General features: G+C 73.1%; 18 protein-coding genes and 1 pseudogene. 14 read left to right on the top strand and 5 right to left on the bottom strand.

The genetic code is table 11. The features are described 5' to 3' along the window. Positions 1-17: 17 nt before the first annotated feature. From ACIQVL_RS43495 to ACIQVL_RS43485, 3 genes are all read left to right on the top strand, one after another. Positions 18-506: a transposase gene (locus ACIQVL_RS43495; RefSeq protein ID WP_403478247.1), complete on the top strand. Its 489-nt coding sequence runs from the start codon at positions 18-20 to the stop codon at positions 504-506. A gap of 9 nt (positions 507-515) precedes the next feature. Next, a complete protein-coding gene (locus ACIQVL_RS43490) occupies positions 516-1,580 on the top strand; it encodes an ATP-dependent DNA ligase (protein ID WP_403478246.1) in 1,065 nt (354 codons plus the stop codon). Positions 1,581-1,680: 100 nt separating this feature from the next. Then, positions 1,681-2,682 (top strand): DUF3048 domain-containing protein, encoded by a 1,002-nt coding sequence (locus tag ACIQVL_RS43485; protein WP_403435550.1) that lies wholly within the window; start codon positions 1,681-1,683, stop codon positions 2,680-2,682. Between the two features lie 87 nt (positions 2,683-2,769). Here the strand turns inward: ACIQVL_RS43485 and ACIQVL_RS43480 are convergent, their stop codons facing one another. Then, on the bottom strand, positions 2,770-3,234 hold the full coding sequence (locus tag ACIQVL_RS43480; RefSeq protein ID WP_403435549.1) for a MarR family winged helix-turn-helix transcriptional regulator: 465 nt from the start codon (positions 3,232-3,234) through the stop codon (positions 2,770-2,772). A gap of 184 nt (positions 3,235-3,418) precedes the next feature. Between ACIQVL_RS43480 and ACIQVL_RS43475 the strand changes: the two are divergent. The 6 genes and pseudogenes from ACIQVL_RS43475 to ACIQVL_RS43450 form a co-directional block, all read left to right on the top strand. Beyond that, positions 3,419-3,508 (top strand): annotated as a pseudogene (locus tag ACIQVL_RS43475) (succinyl-CoA--3-ketoacid-CoA transferase); the annotation flags it as partial. Between the two features lie 197 nt (positions 3,509-3,705). After that, positions 3,706-4,479, top strand: a complete 774-nt coding sequence (gene pcaH / locus ACIQVL_RS43470) for a protocatechuate 3,4-dioxygenase subunit beta (RefSeq protein ID WP_403435547.1) — start codon at positions 3,706-3,708, stop codon at positions 4,477-4,479. A 6-nt stretch (positions 4,480-4,485) separates the two neighbouring features. Continuing rightward, the gene (gene pcaG / locus ACIQVL_RS43465) at positions 4,486-5,088 is read left to right on the top strand and encodes a protocatechuate 3,4-dioxygenase subunit alpha (protein ID WP_403435545.1); all 603 of its coding nucleotides are present in this window, start codon (positions 4,486-4,488) and stop codon (positions 5,086-5,088) included. Beyond that, positions 5,085-6,428 (top strand): 3-carboxy-cis,cis-muconate cycloisomerase, encoded by a 1,344-nt coding sequence (gene pcaB, locus ACIQVL_RS43460; RefSeq protein WP_403478245.1) that lies wholly within the window; start codon positions 5,085-5,087, stop codon positions 6,426-6,428. Before pcaG ends, pcaB begins: the two co-directional genes overlap by 4 nt. Continuing rightward, the gene (gene pcaD / locus ACIQVL_RS43455) at positions 6,425-7,543 is read left to right on the top strand and encodes a 3-oxoadipate enol-lactonase (RefSeq protein ID WP_403478244.1); all 1,119 of its coding nucleotides are present in this window, start codon (positions 6,425-6,427) and stop codon (positions 7,541-7,543) included. Before pcaB ends, pcaD begins: the two co-directional genes overlap by 4 nt. 49 nt (positions 7,544-7,592) lie before the next feature. Then, the gene (locus ACIQVL_RS43450) at positions 7,593-8,384 is read left to right on the top strand and encodes an SDR family NAD(P)-dependent oxidoreductase (protein ID WP_403478243.1); all 792 of its coding nucleotides are present in this window, start codon (positions 7,593-7,595) and stop codon (positions 8,382-8,384) included. A 58-nt stretch (positions 8,385-8,442) separates the two neighbouring features. On the opposite strand, the gene ACIQVL_RS43445 is transcribed toward ACIQVL_RS43450, so the two are convergent. Continuing rightward, positions 8,443-11,124 (bottom strand): ATP-binding protein, encoded by a 2,682-nt coding sequence (locus ACIQVL_RS43445; RefSeq protein WP_403435538.1) that lies wholly within the window; start codon positions 11,122-11,124, stop codon positions 8,443-8,445. A 181-nt stretch (positions 11,125-11,305) separates the two neighbouring features. Between ACIQVL_RS43445 and ACIQVL_RS43440 the strand changes: the two genes are divergently transcribed. From ACIQVL_RS43440 to ACIQVL_RS43430, 3 genes are all read left to right on the top strand, one after another. Beyond that, positions 11,306-12,586 (top strand): MFS transporter, encoded by a 1,281-nt coding sequence (locus ACIQVL_RS43440; protein WP_403478242.1) that lies wholly within the window; start codon positions 11,306-11,308, stop codon positions 12,584-12,586. A gap of 16 nt (positions 12,587-12,602) precedes the next feature. After that, positions 12,603-13,745, top strand: a complete 1,143-nt coding sequence (locus tag ACIQVL_RS43435) for an anhydro-N-acetylmuramic acid kinase (protein ID WP_403478241.1) — start codon at positions 12,603-12,605, stop codon at positions 13,743-13,745. Between the two features lie 126 nt (positions 13,746-13,871). Further along, on the top strand, positions 13,872-14,948 hold the full coding sequence (locus tag ACIQVL_RS43430; RefSeq protein ID WP_403435533.1) for a DUF2510 domain-containing protein: 1,077 nt from the start codon (positions 13,872-13,874) through the stop codon (positions 14,946-14,948). A gap of 152 nt (positions 14,949-15,100) precedes the next feature. Here ACIQVL_RS43430 and ACIQVL_RS43425 read toward each other — a convergent pair whose 3' ends face one another. Then, entirely contained in the window at positions 15,101-15,715 is a 615-nt protein-coding gene (locus ACIQVL_RS43425; RefSeq protein WP_403435532.1) for a TetR/AcrR family transcriptional regulator C-terminal ligand-binding domain-containing protein, read from the bottom strand. A 224-nt stretch (positions 15,716-15,939) separates the two neighbouring features. On the opposite strand from ACIQVL_RS43425, the gene ACIQVL_RS43420 reads away from it, so the two are divergent. Further along, positions 15,940-16,773 carry a phosphatase PAP2 family protein gene (locus ACIQVL_RS43420; RefSeq protein ID WP_403478240.1) on the top strand — a complete coding sequence of 278 codons (834 nt, stop codon included), beginning with the start codon at positions 15,940-15,942 and terminating at the stop codon, positions 16,771-16,773. Further along, entirely contained in the window at positions 16,770-17,702 is a 933-nt protein-coding gene (locus tag ACIQVL_RS43415; RefSeq protein ID WP_403435528.1) for a hypothetical protein, read from the top strand. Before ACIQVL_RS43420 ends, ACIQVL_RS43415 begins: the two co-directional genes overlap by 4 nt. Positions 17,703-17,794: 92 nt before the next feature. On the opposite strand, the gene ACIQVL_RS43410 is transcribed toward ACIQVL_RS43415, so the two are convergent. Together ACIQVL_RS43410 and ACIQVL_RS43405 are read right to left on the bottom strand one after the other, a co-directional pair. Then, positions 17,795-19,843 carry a phosphocholine-specific phospholipase C gene (locus tag ACIQVL_RS43410; RefSeq protein ID WP_403435526.1) on the bottom strand — a complete coding sequence of 683 codons (2,049 nt, stop codon included), beginning with the start codon at positions 19,841-19,843 and terminating at the stop codon, positions 17,795-17,797. A 204-nt stretch (positions 19,844-20,047) separates the two neighbouring features. After that, a complete protein-coding gene (locus ACIQVL_RS43405) occupies positions 20,048-20,503 on the bottom strand; it encodes a hypothetical protein (RefSeq protein WP_403435524.1) in 456 nt (151 codons plus the stop codon). Positions 20,504-20,571: the final 68 nt, after the last annotated feature.

Genomic DNA, 20,571 nt, shown 5'->3' with positions numbered 1-20,571 from the left:
GTGAATGATCACGGTCCATGGGGCGGGGAGATCTCACGCACGAGCAGTGGGCTGTGCTGGAGCCGTTGTTGCCGAAGGGGACGGAGGCGGGGCGACCGCCTGTCTGGCCTCGGCGGCAGCTGATCGACGGCATACGGTTTCGGGTCCGGACCGGTGTTCCATGGCCGGGCGTTCCCGTCGGATACGGGCCGCGGGGCCGGGCCTACGACCTCTTCCGTCGGTGGCAGCGGGACGGCATCCGGCACCGCATACCGACTCGGCTCCAGACCTTGGCCGACGCGAGAGACGCGATCGTCCGGGACCTGAGCGTCGACTCCACGGTGTGCCGTGCCCATCAGCATGCGGCCGGGGCCCGCAAGCAGGGCCACCTGCAGAAGCAGCCACCGGGCGGCATCTGCACCGAGCCCCGTCTCACAGACCCCACGGAAGAGCGCAGGTCGGAGTGCATCCGACCTGCACTCCCCGGATTGTGTGGACGTTTCGGCGGCCTTCTGGACGCCGGGTAAATTGGTGGTATGGATCTGCCGGTGATGCCGCCCGTGAAGCCGATGCTCGCCAAGTCGGTGGCGACGATCCCCCCGGACATGCAGTACGAGGCGAAGTGGGACGGCTTCCGCGCGATCGTGTTCCGGGACGGTGCCGAGGTGGAGCTGGGCAGTCGTACCGGGAAGCCGCTGACCAGGTACTTCCCCGAGCTGGTCGCGGCGCTGCGGGAGCGGGTGCCCGAGCGGTGCGTGCTGGACGGGGAGATCGTGATCGCGCGGGAGGGCCGGCTGGACTTCGACGCGCTGACCGAGCGGATCCATCCGGCGGACTCCAGGGTGCGCACGCTGGCGGAGCGGACGCCCGCCTCGTTCGTCGCCTTCGACCTGCTGGCGCTGGACGACGAGTCCCTCCTCGACGTCCCGCTCACCGACCGGCGCGCCCTGCTCACCAGGGCCCTGGCCGGCGTGACCCCGCCCGTGCATCTGGCGCCGGCCACGACCGATGTCCAGGTGGCCAGGCAGTGGTTCGAGCAGTACGAGGGGGCCGGCCTCGACGGGGTCATCGCCAAGCCGCTCACCCTGCGCTACCGCCAGGACGAGCGTGCCATGTTCAAGGTCAAGCACGAGCGGACGGCCGACGTCGTGGTCGCCGGCTACCGCTTCCACAAGAGCGGCCCCGTGGTGGGTTCGCTGCTGCTGGGCCTGTACGACGACCGGGGAGCCCTCCAGCACGTTGGCGTGTCGGCCGCGTTCCCGATGAAGCGCCGGGCCGAGCTGGTCGAGGAGCTGGAGCCGCTGCGCATGGCCGACGTCTCCGGGCACCCGTGGGCGGCCTGGGCGGAGGAGGCCGCGCACGAGTCGGCGCGGCTGCCCGGCGCGCCGAGCCGGTGGTCGGGCAAGAAGGACCTGTCCTGGGTGCCGGTGCGGCCGGAACGGGTGGCCGAGGTGGCGTACGACCACATGGAGAACGGGGCCCGCTTCCGGCACACGGCCCGGTTCCGCCGCTGGCGCCCCGACCGCACACCGGAGAGCTGCACCTACGCCCAGCTAGAGGAGCCGGTGCGCTACGACCTCACGGAGATCCTGGGGTCCTGACCGTCCCGGATCTGGTTCGACCGGGTATGGCCCTAGCTGACCTGTTGAGCACACAATCAGTCAAGAGCGTGAACGGGGTGGGACGAGCGGGGGGGCAGCGGTGGACACGCGACGACACGAGGCGCCGACCCGCCGGACCGTGCTGACGGCAGCACTGGCGGCGGCCGCGACGGCCGTCACCCTCACGACGGGCTGCACCCGGCACGGCACGGCGGACGACGGCCGCGCACCGCAGGCCACCCCGACACCGAGCGAGGGCACCCCGGCACCCGGCGGACGGCCCGCCACCGGCTCCGTCCTGGCCGTGAAGATCGACAACGTGGCCGCAGCCCGCCCGCAGACCGGGCTGGAGTCGGCGGACGTGGTGTACGCGGAGCAGGTGGAGGGCGGCCTCAGCCGGCTGATGGCGGTGTACGCCGCCAAGCTCCCCGAGGTCGTCGGCCCGGTCCGCAGCGCCCGCGAGTCCGACCTGGAGCTGCTGCGCCAGTTCGCCCGGCCTACGCTCGCCTTCTCCGGCGCCCAGAAGAAACTGCTCCCCCTGATCGGCCGGGCGCCGTTGCGGCCGGAGTCACCCGCGGAGGCGTCCGGGGCCTACCACCGGGGCAGCGGCCGGCCGGCCCCGCACAACCTGTACCTGCGTCCGGCCGAGGTGATGCCGGACGGGGCGCCCGGCAGGGCGGCGCTCACCACCGGTTTCCGCCACGGCCCGGCCCCGGCCGGCGGCACGGTCACCGCGTCCCGCACCGTGCGGTACCCGGCGGCCCGCTTCACCTTCACCTGGTCCGGCGACCGGAACCGCTGGCTGGTGTCGATGGACGGCACGCCGGCGACGACGACGACAGGCAACCGGCTGGTGGCGGCGACGGTCGTGGTGCAGCACGTACGGGTGCGGCCCTCTGCGTACCACGACGTCCTCGGCAACAACACACCGTTCACCGTGACGGTGGGGTCGGGGAAGGCGGAGGTGCTGCGGGACGGGCGGTCGTTCGAAGCCACCTGGTCCCGCCCGGACGCCACCGGCGGAACGACGTTCACGAACGCGGACGGCAGCCCGGTGAACTTCGCCGACGGTCAGGTGTGGGTGGTGTTCGCGAAGGCCTGAGCAACCCGCCGGAGCTGCCGCGGCAGGCCGTCCGCGGCGCCGTCCTGGCCGGTCGGGCAGTTCCCCGCGCCCCTTGCGTGGCGCCGCTCACGCCCGGGAGGCGAGCGGCTCCGTGGGATTGCGCAGGCCCTCCGCCGCATCGGAGACCCGGCGGATCAGGTCGAAGAACTGGGTCTGCTCCGCGGCCGAGAGCGGGGCCAGGAAGACCTGGTTCATCCGGGCGGTGCGCACCGCGAGCTTGCGGTGGACCCGTACCCCCTCGTCGGTGAGGCGCAGCAGGAAGCGGCGGCCGTCCTGCGGGTCGCGCACCTTGTCGAGGAGCGCGCGCCGGCCCAGCCGGCTGACGACCTCGGCGATGGTCGACCGGTCCAGGCCCACCCGCTCCCCCACGGTCCGCTGGTCCAGTCCCGGCTCGGCCACGAGCGCGTTCAGTACGGCGAACTGCGGCGAGGTGATCTCCTCGGAGACCATCGTGTTCCACAGCAGGTAGTGGGCCTGCTGGAGCCGCCGGGCCAGGTGCCCGGGGTGGGTGGTGAGGTCCACCGCGGCCATATGCGCTCCCATGGTCCGAATTCGTTGGTGCACTGAACGATACCCGCGGTCATCCGTCCTGTCTGTACACCCGACTGCCATCAGGCAAGGCCTTGACTGGTGCGGACGCCAGTGGCAGCGTTGCAGACATCTCGCTGAAATACTCAGTGCCCTGATTAATTCGCTGAGAGATGAGGCTGCACGGATGGACAGGGTGGTCGCCATGGCCGCGGAGGCGGTGGCCGACGTGACGGAGGGCGCGTCGCTCGCGGTGGGCGGGATCGACCCGGACGGTGAGCAGCCGACGGCCCGGACGCGCCAGGAGACGGCCGCGCGGGCGGCCCGTCGGGCAAGGGCTCGCGCTTGTTCTTGAGCGGTAGGTCGTGGGGCACCTGCGGGTGCGTTGCGGCTGGTCGCGCAGTTCCTCCCCCGGCCTTCGGCCGGGGGACCCCCAGCGCCCCCGAAAGCAGGGCGCTTCACCGAGGACTCCCTATGACACTCACCCAAGCCGATATCGACGTCGAAATCGCCGCCGAGCGCGCCGCGTACGAGAAGGGGGTGGCCGAAGGCGCCCCCGTCGAGCATCACCCCCGCCGGGACTACGCCCCCTACCGGTCCTCCGTGCTGCGGCATCCGAAGCAGCCCCTGGTCGCCATCGACACGGCCCAGGACCCGGAACTGGTGGAGCTGCACTCCCCCGCGTTCGGGGAGCGGGACATCACCGGGATAGACAATGACCTGACCCGGCAGCACAGCGGGGAGCCCGTCGGTGAGCGGATCACCGTCTCCGGGCGGCTGCTCGACCGGGACGGCCGGCCGGTGCGAGGGCAGCTGATCGAGATCTGGCAGGCCAACTCGGCGGGCCGCTACGCGCACCAGCGCGAGCAGCACGACGCCCCGCTGGACCCGAACTTCACCGGAGTCGGCCGCACGATCACCGACGCCGACGGCGGCTACCACTTCACCACCGTCCAGCCGGGCCCCTACCCCTGGCGCAACCACCTCAACGCGTGGCGCCCGGCCCACATCCACTTCTCGATGTTCGGTACGGCGTTCACACAGCGGCTGGTGACGCAGATGTACTTCCCGAGCGACCCGCTGTTCCCGTACGACCCGATCATCCAGTCGGTGACGGACGACGCGGCCCGGCAGCGCCTCGTCGCGACGTACGACCACGGCCTGTCCGTGCCGGAGTTCTCGATGGGCTACCACTGGGACATCGTGCTGGACGGCCCGACCGCCACCTGGATCGAAGAAGGACGCTGACCCGCCATGACGAAGATCGACACGAGCAGCCCCGGGCACGTGCTGCCCACCCCGTCGCACACGGTCGGCCCGTTCTACGGCTACGCGCTGCCCTTCCGCGGCGGCGAGGACATCGCACCCCTCGGGCACCCGGACACCGTCACGGTCCACGGGTACGTCTACGACGGGGAGGGCAACCCGCTGCCCGACGCGCTCCTGGAGCTGTGGGGCGCCGACCCGGACGGCAACGTCTCCACGACCGACGGTTCGATCCGCCGCGACCCGGCGACCGGTGACTACCTCGGCCGCAACGGCGTGGAGTTCACCGGCTGGGGCCGGATCCAGACGGACACCAATGGGCACTGGTACGCGCGGACGCTGCGGCCCGGCGCCCGTGGCGGCAGCGCGCCCTACCTCAGCGTGTGCGTGTTCGCGCGCGGGCTGCTGGTGCACCTGTTCACCCGGATCTACCTGCCGGGCGACGACGCGGCACTCGCCGCCGACCCGCTGCTCACCCGGGTGGGCGAGCGACGCGACACGCTGATCGCCGCCGAGGAGGGGCGGGGGACCTACCGTTTCGACATCCGCCTTCAGGGCGAGGGCGAGACGGTCTTCCTGGAGTTCCAGTGAGTTCGGTGGATCACGGCGGCGGTGACGCCGGGCTGCTCGGTCCTGGGTGGTCGGGTTCGGCCGCCGCGGCCGCGACGGGCGACGGCGCCTTTCTGCAGGCGCTGCTCGACGCGGAGGCGGCCCTCACCCGCGCCCAGGCCGCCGTGGGCCTGGCACCGGCCGGGGCCGCGACGGCCGTGACCGAGGCGGCGGCCGACCCCGCTCGTTACGACGTGGGCGCCCTCGCGGCGCGTGCCCGCGGCGGCGGCAACCCGGTGATCCCGCTGGTCGCCGACCTGACGAAGGCGGTCGGCGCGGAGTACGGGCCGTACGTGCACCGGGGTGCGACCAGCCAGGACGTCATGGACACGGCGACGATGCTGGTCGCGTCCCGCACCCTGGAGCTCGTGGTCGCCGACCTCGGGCGGACCGGGCGGGCGCTGGCCCTGCTGGCCGCCGAGCACCGCGACACGCCGATGCCGGGCCGCACGCTCACCCAGCACGCCGTACCGACGACGTTCGGGCTGAAGGCGGCCGGCTGGCGTTCGCTGGTGCTGGACGCCCGGGACCGCGTGACCCCGGTCCGGGAGTCGCTGCCCGCTCAACTGGGCGGCGCGGCAGGCACGCTGGCCGCCCTCGGGGCGTACGGCGCGGCGCACGCCGAGGAACTGCCGACGGCGTACGCCCGTGAACTGGGCCTGGCCGCACCCCTGTTGCCGTGGCACACCCTGCGCACGCCGGTCGCCGACCTCGCCGGCTGCCTCGCCTTCACGGCCGGGGCGCTGGGGAAGATCGCCGCGGACGTGCTGGTCCTGTCCCGCACCGAGATCGCAGAGGTCTCGGAGGGCAGTGGCGGCGGTTCCTCGGCGATGCCCCACAAGGCCAACCCCGTACGGTCCACGCTGATCGCGGCGGCCGCGCGGCGGGTCCCGCAGCTCGCGGCCGTCCTGTACGGCTCGATGGCCGCGGAGGACGAGCGGCCGGCCGGTGCCTGGCACGCCGAGTGGGAACCGCTGCGGGATCTGCTGCGGACCGTCGGGGGCGCGGCCCGGGACGCGGCGGAGCTGGCGGAGGGGCTGCGGGTGCACCCGGAGGCGATGCGCCGGAACCTCGACCTCACGAACGGGCTGATCGTCTCGGAGCGGCTCTCCGCCGAACTGGCCCCCGTGCTCGGCCGGGCCCGCGCCAAGGCACTGCTCACCGAGCTGGCCCGCCGCACCCACACCGAGCACCGGACCCTGCGCGAACTCCTCGCCGAGGAACCCGACCTGACGGATCTCGACCTCGACGGCCCGACCGATCCCGCCCGCTACACCGGGTCCGCCGGTGTGCTCACCGACCGTGCTCTGGAGCGACGTTGACCGAGAACATCCTCAACCACCGTGTCGAGGGCCCCGCTTCTGCTCCCCCGCTGCTCCTCGGGCCCTCGCTCGGCACCTCGTACGCCCTGTGGGACGCCGTGGCGCCCGAGCTGTCCACCGCCCACCGGGTGGTGCGCTGGGACCTGCCGGGCCACGGCGGTTCGGCGCCCGGCCTGATCAGGGCGGGGGCGACCGTCGGCGACCTCGCCGGGCTGGTGCTCGCGCTCGCCGACTCGCTCGGCATCGGACGGTTCGCGTACGCGGGGGTGTCGCTGGGCGGTGCCGTCGGGCTGCATCTGGCCGTGCACCACCCGGACCGGCTGGAGAACCTGGCGGTGATCTGCTCCTCGGCCCACTTCGGCGGGTCCGGGCCGTGGGAGGAGCGGGCCGGGCGGGTGCGCCGGGAGGGCGTGGAGTGGCTGGCGGAGAACGCCCCCGGCCGCTGGTTCACCCCCGGCTTCACCGTGCCCCGGCTGGTCGAGGACCAGCGGACGGCCGACCCGGAGGCGTATGCCGCCTGCTGCGACGCGCTGGCCGCCTTCGACCTGCGGGACCGGCTCGGCGAGATCGCCGTCCGCACCCTGCTGATCGCCGGCCGTCAGGACGCCGCGACCCCGCCGCCGCACCTGCGGGAGATCGCGGACGCGGTCGCCGCGGCCACCCTGGTCGAGCTGCCGGGTGCCGCTCATCTGGCGCCCGCACAGTGCCCCGAGGCGGTCCTGACCGCGCTCCGCTCCCACCTCGACGGGAGCGCCCGGCGTGGAATGGCAGTACGCCGCGAGGTGCTCGGCGACGCGCACGTCGACGGCGCCCAGGCCCGGCAGACCCTCTTCACGGCCCGCTTCCAGGACTTCATCTCGCGCTACGCGTGGGGCGAGATCTGGACCGACCCCACGCTCTCCCGGCGTGAACGCAGCATGATCACCCTGACCGCGCTGGTCGCCCACGGCCACTACGACGAGCTGGCCATGCATGTCCGGGCGGCCCGGCGCAACGGGCTGACCCCGGAGGAGATCGGCGCGGTGCTGCTGCAGACTGCCGTGTACTGCGGGGTCCCGGCGGCCAACTCGGCGTTCGCGACGGCCCAGCGGGTGCTGGCGGAAGAGGAAGGGTGACCCTGCCGGGGACAGGCACAGGAGCGGTCGCTGTGCCTACGGTGGGGGCATGTCGACCATCCTGATCACGGGTGCCACCTCCGGGCTCGGCCGGTACGTCGCCTTCGAACTGGTCCGCTCGGGCCATGCCGTCCTCGTGCACGGCCGCGACCCCGGCCGTACCGAGCGACTGGTCGAGGAGCTGCGCACCGAGGGCGAAGCCGAGGCGTTCGTCGCGGACCTGGCCTCGCTGGCGCAGGTCCGCGAGCTGGGCGCGCGGGTCGCCGACGCCCGTCCCGACCTGGACGTACTGATCAACAACGCGGGCATCGGCGCCGGCCCGCCCGGCTCGGGCCGCGAACTGAGCACGGACGGGCACGAGTTGCGCCTGGCCGTCAACTACCTGGCCCCGGTGGCCCTGACCCGCGCCCTGCTGCCGGTGCTGCGCGCGGGCGCCCCGGGCCGGATCGTGAACGTGGGCTCGGCGGGCCAGGAACCGCTGGACTTCGACGACCCCGAATTCACGCGGGGCTACCAGGGCTTCGCAGCGTACTGCCGGTCCAAGTTCGCCCTGGCGGCCCACACGTTCGCTCTCGCGGAGGAGCTGGCCGACACGGACGTGGCGGTGAACGTCCTGCACCCCGCGACCTTCATGGACACCGCGATGGTGCGGGAGGGCGGGGTAGCCCCCTGGAGCACGGTGGCGGACGGCGCCCCGGGCGTCCTGGCCCTGGCGACACGGGACCTGGGCACGGGCGGCTACTTCGACGGCACGAGCAAGGCGCGAGCGCACGAGGCGACCTACGACCGAGAGGTACAAAAACGCCTCTCAGCGGTAACCGACCAACTCCTCGCGCTCTGACGCCCTGCTTTCAGGGGCGCGGGGAACTGCGCGAGCAACCACATACAACCCGCACCCGTCAGCGCAACCCCCGCCCCGTGTCCAGCACCTCCCGGGCCTGGGCGACCAACCCGTCCGCCCCACAGGACCGAGCCAACGCGAGCCCCCTGTTGAGCTCGGCCACCGACCGCGCGGCGATCCCGTACTCCACCCGGGCCGCCGCATGCTCGTACTGGCAGGGCGACGCCTCCAGGTAGGCAACCGCCTGCGACGCCAGCCGCACCTGTCGCTGTCCGGTCTCCAGCGCGGCGGCGCACCGCAGCGCCTCGCCGATCGCCGTGTCCGTGCCGAACCGCTCGGCCTGCCGCCGCGCGTCGCTCGCGAGGTGCGCCGCCCGCGCCGGGTCCTCGTTCGCGAGGGCCCGCGCGAGGTCGAGCGCCCAGGGCACGACCACGGGGTTGAAGTGGCCGCGCGCGGCGGCCGCCTTCTCCGCCGCCTCCAGTTCGTTCACGGCCTCCTCCGTGCGGCCGACGGCGAGCAGCAGCCGGCCGCGCACCGACCGCGGGTCGGGCATGACGATGGTGGAGGGGTACGGCGGGGCGAAGCCGTACTGTTCGGCGGTCTCCCAGGCCTGCTGGACATGGCCGCGGGCGAGCAGCGTGTCGACGAGGTTGCAGGTGGCGGTCCAGTACAGCGGCAGCCGGCGGCCGACCCGCTCGGCGATCCGCAGGGACTCCCGCAGCGAGGTCTCCGCGTCCCGGAGCCGGCCGCGCCTGCGGTGGCCGAGGCCGACGTAGGCATGGGCGAGGGCCAGATGGCCGCCGCTCCAGCCGGAGGACTCGTAGGCGCGCAGGGCCTCGTTGTACAGGCTCTCCGCGCGGTCGAGCCGGTCGGTGTAGACGTAGGAGTTGGCGAGCATCAGCAGGAGTTCGATGCCCCACTCGGTGTCGGTCCAGCCGAGGCCGGGTGCGAGCCGGCCGTTGACGAGGGCGCGGTCGCACAGTTCGACGACCTCCTCGGCGTTCTCGCCCTGGATCAGCAGGTCGAAGCCGCGCAGCATCAGCAGGGCGCGCTCGGAGTTGTCGCGGCCGGTGCAGGTGGCGGCGAGGTCGGCGAGCCGTTCGGAGCGGCGTGCGGAGACGGCCTCGCCGGCGATGCCCTCCCACATGAACTGGACGGCATGGAGCCGGAGCTTCGCGGGTCCCGCCTCGTGCCGGGCGGCCTCCGCCTCGACCGTGCGGACGGCTTCCTCCAGCTGGTCGTTGTGGAGCAGTGCCTGGGAGAGCCGGAAGACGGCGTCGACGCGTTCGGGGCCGGAGAGGCCGGGCATGCCGAGAGCGCTCTGCAGATGGCCGATGGTGACGGCCGGGTTGGTGAGCAGGGTCGCGCAGCCGAGCTCGTAGAGCACGCGTGCGTGGACCTCGGGGAGCGGCGGTTCGCGCAGGGCGCGTTCGAGGCAGCGGCGGGCCGCGTCCGGGGCGCCGACGGCGAGGTGTTCCTTGGCCGCGTCCCGCAGCTGTTCGACGAGTTCCTCGTCGTCGTCCGGGTGCACCTTCAGCAGGTGGCGGGAGGCCTCGGCGATGCCGCGGCCGTCGTCCAGGACGATCTGGGCGGCGATGCCGTGCATGGCGGTGCACATCGCGGGCGGGATGGAGTTGTAGACGGCGGTGGCGATCAGTGGGTGGACGAACTCCAGGTCACCGGCACGGGGCCGGGAGCCGGCCGGATCGGGCGCGGTGAGGATACGGGCGGTGCGCAGGAGTTCGGCGCAGCGCTGGGCGTCGTCCAGGGCCATGCTGGCGAGCTGGGCGACGAGGTCGACGGAGATGCCGGTGCCGAGAATGGCGGCGGCCCAGGCGAACCGGGTGGCGTCGACGCCGAGTCCTTCGAGGCGGGTGACGAGTCCGCCGCCTCTGGCCGACCGGTTGAGGGCGCGCAGTTCACCGGCACGGGCCTCGACGGGTTCGAGCTCGCTGTCCTGGACCTTGGCGAGGAGTTCGACGGTCTCGTAGGGGTTGCCGCCGGTGACGGCCCAGACCTCGCGGCAGAACGGGGCGTCGGCGTGCTCGCCGAGGGTGGCGCGGGTGAGGCCGGCGGTGGCGTCCGGGGTGAGGGCGCTGACGGTGCGGACGGGGCGGCCGGCCGCGGCGGCCACGGCATCGAGGTGCCGGGCGCTGTCGCCGCTGACCTCGCCGGGCCGGCGGGCCACCAGGACCAGGACGGACAGGTCGTCGAGGCGTTCGACGAAGGCGGCCAGCCAGGCCAGCGTCTCCTGGTCGGCCCAGTGCGCGTCGTCGACCAGCAGGACCAGCGGCCAGTCGCGTTTGGCGAGCCGGCGGACGGCGGCGACCAGGCCGTCGCAGACACCCTGCGGGTCGGCCCGGCGGTCTCCGGGGTCGGTGATGCCGAGGGCGGGGCCGGCGATCTCGTACCAGTCGCCGAGGTACTCCCTGGCCTCTTCGGGCAGCAGGGAGACCAGCGCGGGCTGGAGCAGTTGCCGTACCACGTGGAAGGGGACGCTGCGCAGCGTCTCCACGCCGCGGGTGGACCAGACGGTGCAGCCCCGGCGTTCGGCGATGCGGCGGGTCTCGGCCAGCAGCGCGGTCTTGCCGAGCCCGGCCTCGCCGCGGATCACGAGCAGGTTCCCGGCGGTGGAACGGTCGGCGCACAGGAGATCGAGGGCCTCGGTGACGGCGGCGATCTCCTCCTCGCGCTCCCAGAGGGGAGCCGGGGCGCCTCCCGGGGGCTGCTCCTCCGTCATCCTGCTACCTCCCCAAGTCGCCCGAACGACGTACAGACCACGAGCGTAGCCGTCCTGTTGGCTGTCCGGAGGCGGGTCCGGGCAGCTGTGGCCGTGACGGGTGAAAGCGGGTACGGCCGGACGACGCGGGACGGCCCCGACCTGCCGCTGTGCAGCGAACGGACCGTCAACGGGCAGGAACATGAGGCTGACTTTCGAAGACCGGGCAGTACGCGAGCGGAACCGGCCCCTCCGGGCGCTGGCGGCCGGCTCGGTGGGGAACTTCATCGAGTGGTACGAGTTCGGCGTCTACGGCTATGTCGCGACCGTCGTCGCCGAGCGCTTCTTCACCCCGGCGGGCGGCAGCGCGGCCGAGGGCCTGGTGCGCACCTATGCCTCCTTCGGGCTGGCGTTCTTCTTCCGTCCGCTGGGCGCGGCCCTGTTCGGCCGGCTGGCCGACCGGCTCGGCCGGCGCCCGGTGCTGATCGTGGTGGTGGCGCTGATGACGGGCGCGACGGCACTGATCGGCGTGCTGCCGACGTATGCACAGGCGGGTGCGCTCGCGCCCTGGCTGCTGACGTTCCTGAGGGTGGTTCAGGGTCTCTCGGCGGGCGGGGAGTTCGGCGGGGCGGTGGCGATGCTGACCGAGTTCGCACCCCCGGGGCGGCGGGGGCTGTACGGGGCGTGGCAGTCGTTCACCGTGGCGCTGGGACTGCTGGGCGGGGCGGGCGTGGCCGTGGGGCTGTCCGTACTCCTGACGGCCGATCAGTTCGGCTCCTGGGGGTGGCGGTTGCCGTTCCTGCTGGCGTTGCCGCTGGGCGCGCTGGCGCTGTGGCTGCGGATCGGTCTCGACGAGACTCCGGAGTTCCGGGAGCCGGACGCGGGCGCGGTGCGTGCCGTGCGGGTGCCGGTCGGGGCGATCGGGTTGGCCGTCGCCCGGGTGATGGGCTGGTCGGCCGCCGGGTACACCTTCCTGGTGGTGCTGCCGTCGTACCTCCAGGCGGCCCTGCACACCGGCTTCCGCACGGCACTGCTGGCGACCGTGGTGGCGAACCTGGGGTTCGCGGCGGCGATCCTGCCGGCGGGGCTGCTCAGCGACCGGGTGGGGCGGCGGCCCGTGATGCTGGCGGGCGCCGGGCTCGTGGTGCTGCTGGCGCTGCCCCTGCTGCACCTCCTCCGGGACCCGGGGACCCCGGCCGCTATGAAGGGCGCGGCCCTGTGCGGTGCGGGCGCGGTGGTGGGGCTGATGGCCGGGCCGGGGCCCGCGCTGCTGGCCGAGATGTTCCCGGCGCGGGCCCGCTGCACGGGCCTCGGACTCGCCTACGCCCTGTCCAATGCCGTGTTCTCGGGCTGTGCGGGCCTCATCATCACGGAGGCGGTACAGCGCACCGGGAACCTCGACGTGCCCGGCTACTACGCGGCGGCGACCTGCGCGGTCAGCGTGCTCGCGCTGCTCGGGCGGCCGCGGACGAAGGCGGGTTGAGAGGCGGGTCGGGACGATGCTGGTGATCGGTCTGATGTCCGGGACGTCGTACGACGCGGTGGACGCGGCGGCGGCCGAGCTGCGGCTGCTGGACGGCACACTGCTGCTGAAGCCGCTGGGGATGGTGAGCACGCCGTACGACGAGGAGTTGCGGGAGGCGCTCGCGGGGGCGCTGCCGCCGGCCGCGGTGCCGATGGCGCGGGTGTGTCTGCTGGACACCCGGATCGGACAGGCGTTCGCGGCGGCGGCGGTCCGGGCGAATCGCGAACTGTGCGGCGGGCGTGCCGAGTTGGTGTCCTCGCACGGGCAGACGGTCTACCACTGGGTGGACGGGGGCCGGGTGCACGGCACCTTGCAGCTCGGGCAGCCGGCGTGGATCGCGGAGGCGACGGGGCTGCCGGTCGTGGCCGACCTGCGGTCGCGGGACGTGGCGGCAGGCGGGCAGGGTGCGCCGCTGGTCAGCCTGGTCGACCTGCTGTGGCTGCGCGGGCGGCCGGGGACGCCGGTGGCGCTGAACCTCGGCGGGATCGCCAACCTCACCGCGCCCGACGGCACGGCCTTCGACACCGGGCCCGGGTGCGCGCTGCTGGACGCGGCGGTCCGGGAGTTCACCGGCGGCCGGCTGCCGTACGACGTGGACGGGGCGCTGGCGGGCCGCGGCCGTCCGCACGGGCCGCTGCTCGACGAGCTGCTGGCGGAGCCGTACTACGCGCAGCCCGCGCCGAAGACGACCGGCAAGGAGCTGTTCCACGCCGGGTACTGGCGGGCGCCCGACGGTCTGTCGGCCGAGGACGCGCTGGCGACCCTCACCCACCTGACCGCCCGGACGGTGGCGGACGCGGTGCGCGGCGTGGCGGCGACGGAGGTGGTCGCGTCGGGCGGCGGCACCCGCAACCCGGTGCTGATGCGGACGCTGCGCGGCCAGCTTGCGGAGATCCCGGTACGCGTCTCGGACGAACTCGGGCTGCCCGCGGCGGCGAAGGAGGCGTACGCCTTCGCGGTCCTCGGCTTCCTCACCGCACACGGCCTCACGGGCACCACCCCGGCCGCCACCGGCGCCCGGCACCCGAGCGTCCTGGGCTCGCTCACCCCGGGACGGAACGGACTGCGCCTGCCACCGCCCGCACCTGGGCCGCCGGTGCGGCTGCGGATCGAATGAGCGGTGCCGGACCGGCCCTTCCGCATCACCCCGTCAGCACACGGCCGCAAGCGCGCCGGCCCGCCTCGTCCGAACATCGCCGGATCCTCTCATCCGACTTTCACCGATGCCTCATACGGTAGGAGCATGACGCAGGTGACTCCCCCCGGGTGGTATCCCGATCCCGGGCAGACAAGTGACGGTCCGGCCACCGAACGCTGGTGGGACGGCAAGGCCTGGACGGAGCAGACCCGGCCCGCCGGGTCGGCCGCCGACTGGGGTCCCCCGCCGCAGCCGCCGGCCGACGGGGCGCAGCCGGCCTACCCGGCGTACCCGGCCGGCGAGGCCTACCCCGCGTACCCGGGGTACCCGGCGCAGCCGCCGGCCCCCGCCAGGCGCGGGCTGCGTACCGGCATCGCCGTCGGTGTCGCCGTGGCGGTCCTCGCCGCGATCGGGGTGGGCGCGTGGGCGCTGACCGGCAACGGCAGCGGCGGCGGCCAGCAGGCCTCGCAGCAGGGCTCGGGCGGTCAGGGCGGGTTCGGCCAGGGCGGCCCCGAGGGGCAGAACGGCGGACAGGGCGGCGGGCAGAACGGCGGCCAGGGTTTCCCGTTCGGCGGGTCGGGCGGCAACTCCGGTTCCGGTGGCACCGACGGAGGCGCGTCGCCGTCGCCGGGCCAGACCGAGGCGCCGGAGGTCAAGGGCGGCGGCACGGTGCCGGACTCGATCAACGCCATCAGCATCCCGGTGCCGGAGGGCTGGACCGGGCAGGCGATCAACTACGGCGCCAGCGTCAGCTCCGACGACTCCTACAAGTGCCCGGGCGACACCTCACAGACCTGTACCGCCGGCGGAGCCTACTCGGCGCCCGCGGCGCTGCTGGGCACCAAGGGGGACACGGCCGAGGAGGTCGCCAAGGCGGACATCTCGGCCAACGTCCAGGACTCGTACGGCAAGGGCTACGGCTCGATCACCTCGCACGAGGTGCTGGCCTCCAAGGCGGTCACGGTGGCCGGGCAGAAGGGGTACCTGGTGCGCTGGAAGGCGATCACCAGCAAGGGCGCCGACGGCTATGTCGAGTCGCTGGCCTTCCCGTCGCCCGCGAACGCGCAGCAGCTCGTGGTGGTGCGGTTCGGCGTCGACGTCGGCCAGAAGGAGTCGATCATCGACACGATCACCAGCGGCATCAAGGTGTCCTCGGGCAGCGGCAGCGGTTCGAACGTCTGACCCTCCCGGGCCGGAACAGCAGTCGGCCGGGTGGAGCGCCCCTCCGCTCAAAGGGGCACCCCACCCGGCCGGGGGGTGCGCGCCGCCCCCGTCCCCACGGTGCGGCGCGAGCAGGTCGCCGTCCAGTCATCCCGTGGACGGCGGCCTGGGTCCTAGGTCAGTCCGAGTGCGGGCAGCGCGACGGCCTCCACGAAACGGACGAGATAGTCGGCGTCGGCGTACTCGCCGGTGAGCACCGGCCGCACCCGCAGCACGCCGAACATCATGGCGGGCACGTAGTCCAGCGCGGGATGCCCCGCGGGCACCTCGCCCCGCTCGACCCCGCGGCGCAGGATCTCCTGGAGCGCGGCGATCTCGGGTTCCACGAGTGCCTCGCGCAGCGCCTGCGCCAGCGCCTCGTCCGAGTGCACGGCGTGCCCCAGCGCCGAGAGCAGCTTGGTGTCCTTGCGCGACCAGTCGCCCGCGGCCCGCGCGACCTCGCGCAGGTCCTGGGCGAGTGACCCGGTGTCGACGCCGGCGAAGCGCACCTCACGGTTGGCCCGCAGCGCGGCCGCGACGAACTGAGGCTTCGTCTTCCACTGCCGGTAGAGCGTGGACTTGCTGCAGCGGGTGCTGGCGGCGACCCCCTCCATGGAGACGGAGTCGTAGCCGCACTCGCGGATCTGTTCGAGCACGGCGTCGAAGAACTCCCGCTCACGCTCCGGCGTGATCTTGGAGCGGCGCGAGGCGGCGACCGTGTCCGGTCCGTCCGCGGCCTGCGACGTCATGTGCCCTGCTCCTCACTCGTTCATCACGTGCGGATCACTTCCGCCCCGCCCTCCGTTCGGCCGGCGCGGAAACCTACAACCAGTGTGGCCTACGTCTATCGATACGCCACTGTACCGGTACTCGACCGTATCGGTACAGTGGCGTATCGGTACGCTTCCGTATCGAAGAGTTCGGGCCACCGTCCGGGACTCGCACAGCACCACCGTCAGTGAGGGGGCCTGGGATGAGATCCCAGTCCGAGCCGGCAGCAGCGGAGCCGGGCGCGATAGCCCGGCCGCCGCTCGTCCGTGAGCTCCTGCTCGTCGCAGGGCTCTTCCTCGTCTACAAGTTCGGGCGCCAACTGGCCACCGGCCATACCGCCGAGGCCCTGCACAACGCCCACCGGATCTGGGACCTGGAACGGACGCTGCACCTGCCCTCGGAGGTCGACGTGCAGTCCGCACTGCTGCACGGCGACACCCTCGTACACCTGGCCAACACCTACTACGCCACGGTTCATTTCCCGGCCACGCTGGCCTTCCTGGTCTGGCTCTACCTGAAGCGGCCCGCGCACTACGTCTGGGCCCGCCGGGTCCTGGCCCTGGTGACCGCGGCCGCCCTGGTGCTGCCGTTCACGTTCCCGCTGGCCCCGCCCCGGATGCTGGCCGCGACCGGCCTGATCGACACCGCCCGCGTCTACGGCCCCTCCGTCTACGGCCCGCCGAGCAGCGACCACCTCTCCAACCAGTTCGCGGCGATGCCCTCGCTGCACTTCGGCTGGGCCCTGATGGTCGCCATCGGCCTGATCGTCGCCACCCGCTCCCGCTGGCGCTGGCTGTGGCTGCTGCACCCCGCGATCACCCTCCTCGTGATCGTCGGCACCGCGAACCACTACTGGCTGGACGCGATCATCGCCACCGCGATGCTCGGCGCCGCCCTCGCCCTGATCCGCCCCCAGACTTCGTCCGGGGGGACCCCCACCTCGCTTCGCTCGCCGCACCGCACGACCAGCACGGCCGGGCGCGGCACCCGGCACCTCGTCTCCGAGGAGCCCGCACTGGTGAGGGCGGGCCGATGAGCACCGCGGCCCTGGTCGCCGTCGTCCTCTCCCTGGTCTCGGCCGTCGCCTACGCGGCCGCCGCCGTCGCCCAGGAGCGCCTCGCCTCGAAGAACGCCGGCGCCGGCCTGCTGCGGCTGCTCGGCTCGGGCGCCTGGTGGGCGGCGGTGGGCCTGAACGCCGGCGCCGCGCTGCTGCACGTCGTCGCCCTGAAGTACGGCCCGCTCACCCTCGTCCAGCCGCTGGGCGCACTCACCCTGGTCGCGGCCGTACCGATGGGCGCCCGGGTGGCCGGCCGCCGGGTCACCGCCGCCGAGTGGCGGGGCACCGCCCTGACCCTGCTGGGCCTCGGCGCCCTCCTGGTCACGGCCTCGGGCCCCGCGCCGCACCAGGTACTGAGCCTCACCGAGGCCCTCGCCGTCGCCGGTACGACGGCCGCCCTGATCGGCGTCCTGTCCCGCCCCGGCACCCGCCCCGGCCTCCGCCACGCGACCGCGTCCGGCTTCGCCTCGGGCGTCGCCTCGGCCCTCACCCAGACGGTGACGGTGGCGGCGACCGACCGCTCGGGCCCGGCCCTGAGCGTCGAGGTGATCGTGGTCGCCCTGCTGGTCGCCGCGTTCGCGGTGGGCGGCCTGCTGCTCTCCCAGACGGCCTACCGCGGCGGCCTGGGCGCCCCGCTCGCCGTGGTCACCCTGTCGAACCCGGTCGCGGCGGCGGTCATCGGCCTGACCCTGCTGGGCCAGGGCCTCCAGGACGGCGCCTGGGGCATCCTGCTCGCCCTGACCGGCGCGGGCCTCGCCTCCTGGGGCGTGGTCCTGCTGACCCGCGTGACACCCCCGGCACCGGTCATCGAACCGGACGACGAACACCCGGTGGCAGCGGTCCTCGCCCTGGACCCGACCCTGCTCCCCCGACAATCACCCGAGCCGAAGAAACTCACCACCCTCTAGGCGCCCCAAAGGGGCGCGGGGAACTGCGCGACCAGCCACGGACAACCCGCAGCCGCCGCACAACCGCTCCCCGCACCCCCTCGGGCGCACGATCACACCGTGATGATCGCGGGGTCGCTGACCCCGGGCTCCCCGTTCTCCACGTGCCCGGCGAACCGCCGCACAAAGCTCGCGTCGGCCTCGGACGTGACCGTCACGTCGTACCACCGCTTGCTGTGGTTGAGGTGCACGATGTGCGTCACGACGGCCCCGGCCCGCACCGAGAACGTGCGCCCCCGGCCCCCGTACCCGTCGGCCACCGCCAGCTTCACCGTGCCGCTGCCCTTGTTGGTGAAGGTCAGCTCGATGTCGTCGCCGTGCGGCCGGGCGGTGACCTCGGGACCCGCCACCTTGCCGGGGCCCTGGAAGCTGCGCAGGAAACCGTTCGGGCCGTGCACGGTCAGGTCGTAGGAGCCGCCCGAGTACACCGAGTTCCAGGTGTCGGAGACGGTCTTGCCGGCCTCGGTGGTGTAGCTCCAGGGACCGTCGGCGCGGTTGTTGGAGGTGACCAGGAAGGCGGCACCCGCCTGGGCACCGGACGCGAAGGTGAGCGTGAACCTGCCTGCCGCCGCGTCCAGGGAGCCGTCCACCAGCGGGGCGTACTTGAGCGGCCGGGTGGGCCTAGAACCGCGCTCCTGCTTGGGCAGCTCCGGGTTGGCCGGCGGGGTGGGCACGTAGTCGGGGTGGCGGTTGCCGTCCGGCGGCCGGTAGCCGTCCGTGGCGGGCAGCGCGACCGGCTTGGTGTCCTTGCGGGAGAAGTCGAACGCCGCGGTCAGGTCGCCGCTGACGGTGCGCCGCCAGGGCGAGATGTTGGGCTCGTGGACGCCGAAGCGGGCCTCCATGAACCGGATGATCGAGGTGTGGTCGAGCGTCTCGGAGCAGACAAAGCCGCCCTTGCTCCACGGGGAGACGACGAGCATCGGGACGCGCTGGCCGAGGCCGTAGGCACCGGCGGGCCGGCTCGCGTCGCCCTTGTAGAGGTCCAGGCTCGGGTCGACCGTGGACTTGCCCTGTGCGGCGGAGGACGGCGGGAACGGCGGGATCAGGTGGTCGAAGAAGCCGTCGTTCTCGTCGTACGTGATGAACACGGCCGTCTTCGCCCACACCGCGGGGTCGGCGGTGAGCGCGTCGAGGACCTGGGAGACGTACCAGGCGCCGTAGTTCGCGGGCCAGTTGGGGTGCTCGGTGAAGGCCTCGGGGGCGACCACCCAGGAGATCTGCGGCAGCTTGCCGGCCTTGACGTCGGCCTTCAGCCGGTCGAAGAAGCCCTCGCCCTTGGTGGCGTCGGTGCCGGTGCGGGCCTTGTCGTACAGCGGGTCGCCGGGCTGGGCGTTCTGGTACTGCTTGAAGTAGAGCAGCGAGTTGTCGCCGTAGTTGCCGCGGTAGGCGTCCTGGATCCAGCCCCAGCCGCCGGCCGCGTCCAGGCCGTCGCCGACGTCCTGGTAGATCTTCCAGGAGACGCCCGCCTTCTCCAGGCGCTCCGGGTACGTCGTCCAGCTGTAGCCGGCCTCGTCGTTGCCGAGGACCGGGCCGCCGCCCTGGCCGTCGTTGCCGGTGTAACCCGTCCACATGTAGTAGCGGTTCGGGTCGGTGGAGCCCATGAACGAGCAGTGGTAGGCGTCGCAGATGGTGAACGCGTCGGCGAGCGCGTAGTGGAACGGTATGTCGTCGCGGTTCAGGTACGCCATGGTGGTGCTGCCCTTGGCCGGCACCCACTTGTCGTACTTGCCGCCGTCGACGGCGGTGTGCGTGTCGTTCCAGCCGTGCGGCAGGTCCTGGATGAAGGCGAGGCCCAGGTCGTCGGCGTCCGGGTGGAACGGCAGGATGTCCTTCGTGCCGTTGGACTGCTTCCACACGGACTTGTTGTTCTGGGTGACCGAGCGGGGGTCGCCGAAGCCGCGGACGCCGTTGAGGGTGCCGAAGTAGTGGTCGAACGACCGGTTCTCCTGCATCAGGACGACGATGTGCTCGACGTCCTCGATCGACCCGGTGCGGTGGTTCGCGGGCAGTGCGGCGGCGCGCTGGATGCTGCTGGACAGCGCGGTGAACGCCGTGGTGGCGCCCGCCAGTTGGAGGAATCGGCGCCGGTTGACTTCGGGCATGGGTGAGCGACCTCTCATCCTGACGCACGGGCTGGCCGGAACTGGGCGGATTGTGCGCGGGTGCGAGTGTTCCAAGGGCATCGAACGTCAGGGAAGGGTCCGGTGGCGCGGATGTGAAACTCGGCGGTACGTGAGGTGGGTAATCGGTAAGGGGGACGGAACCGGCCGCGGTCGGGAGGGACGACCGCGGCCGGCCGCCCGGCGTCAGCTGATGAAGGAGCCCGCGGCGCAGGCGCTCGCCGTCACCCACTGGTGGGACATGATGTTGTCGTTCATGGGGTGGCCGTCGGTGAAGTGGTCGCGGGTGAGGTCGTCCACGTAGAGCTCGCCCGGCTTCAGGCAGCCGTAGCCGCCCGAGTAGTTGGCGTAGTAGTAGAAGGCGACGACGTCCTTGCCGCCGACGTAGCCGCTGTTCATGACGGAGGAGGCGACGTTGGCGACGCCCTGGAAGCCGCCGGCGTTGTCGGCCCAGCTGGTGTCGTTGCCCGCGGTGACGCCGAGCAGGCCGCCCGCGCAGTCCCAGTCCCGCCAGGCCCGCACGTTGCCGTCGCGGCCCGGCCAGGCCGCGTTGCAGCCGGCGGAGGCGTGGGCGTTGACGGGCACGGCGAAGCCGACGGCCGCGAGGGCCAGGGTGGTGAGGGCGAGGGTCATTTTGCGCATGATGAATCCCGTTCTGCCTCGTCGGAGGCGGTCGGTGTGGGAGAGGGCCGCGGCGGGCGCCGCGGAGT

This window comes from Streptomyces sp. NPDC090499 (assembly GCF_044769305.1).
In the GTDB taxonomy this organism is placed as follows: Bacteria; Actinomycetota; Actinomycetes; order Streptomycetales; family Streptomycetaceae; genus Streptomyces.
This window is presented reverse-complemented; position numbering and strand designations above follow the sequence as displayed.